A 1061-nucleotide genomic window follows, 5' to 3' on the forward strand; every position below is an offset into this window, starting at 1 on the left:
ACCAATCTCGACTATGCTCAATACTCGTGTGGGCTCTGTTGCAAAAATCGTGAAGCTTGAGCATGCTTGGCGGAGATTGGACGGACGGAACGATGACGGATTTCAAGTGGCGCCATTTCCAGGGTGATGTGATCCTGTGGGCGGTGCGCTGGTATTGTCGCTATCCGATCAGCTATCGCGACCTTGAGGAAATGCTGGCGGAACGCGGCATTTCGGTCGACCATACGACGATCTATCGCTGGGTCCAGTGCTACGCCCCGGAGATGGAGAAGCGGCTGCGCTGGTTCTGGCGGCGTGGCTTTGATCCGAGCTGGCGCCTGGATGAAACCTACGTCAAGGTGCGGGGCAAGTGGACCTACCTGTACCGGGCAGTCGACAAGCGGGGCGACACGATCGATTTCTACCTGTCGCCGACCCGCAGCGCCAAGGCAGCGAAGCGGTTCCTGGGCAAGGCCCTGCGAGGCCTGAAGCACTGGGAAAAGCCTGCCACGCTCAATACCGACAAAGCGCCGAGCTATGGTGCAGCGATCACCGAATTGAAGCGCGAAGGAAAGCTGGACCGGGAGACGGCCCACCGGCAGGTGAAGTATCTCAATAACGTGATCGAGGCCGATCACGGAAAGCTCAAGATACTGATCAAGCCGGTGCGCGGTTTCAAATCGATCCCCACGGCCTATGCCACGATCAAGGGATTCGAAGTCATGCGAGCCCTGCGCAAAGGACAGGCTCGCCCCTGGTGCCTGCAGCCCGGCATCAGGGGCGAGGTGCGCCTTGTGGAGAGAGCTTTTGGCATTGGGCCCTCGGCGCTGACGGAGGCCATGGGCATGCTCAACCACCATTTCGCAGCAGCCGCCTGATCGGCGCAGAGCGACAGCCTACCTCTGACTGCCGCCAATCTTTGCAACAGAGCCTCCGTCGCCATGCTCACCTCGCTTTGGTGCACACGAGTATTGAGCATAGTCGAGATTGGTGCAGATCACTTCTGATATTGAACTGTCAGGAGCTGGCTGCACAACAGCCATTACGCCCAATCAACTGGTGCAGTCGTCTTCTGAAAATGA

At 58.6% G+C, this 1061-nt stretch carries 1 protein-coding gene; it reads left to right on the top strand.

From position 1 onward, the window contains the following. Window positions 1-92: 92 nt before the first annotated feature. On the top strand, window positions 93-857 hold the full coding sequence (locus ACJBF3_RS26055) for an IS6-like element IS6100 family transposase (protein ID WP_001389365.1): 765 nt from the start codon (window positions 93-95) through the stop codon (window positions 855-857). Window positions 858-1061: the final 204 nt, after the last annotated feature.

Source organism: Enterobacter sp. PP-008-ECC_S150, assembly GCF_045257065.1.
In the GTDB taxonomy this organism is placed as follows: domain Bacteria; phylum Pseudomonadota; class Gammaproteobacteria; order Enterobacterales; family Enterobacteriaceae; genus Enterobacter; species Enterobacter chengduensis.

Excerpts from the sequence above, each read along its gene's own strand:
- ACJBF3_RS26055 (WP_001389365.1), top strand. The coding sequence starts at position 93 with ATGACGGATTTCAAGTGGCGCCATTTCCAGGGTGATGTGATCCTGTGG.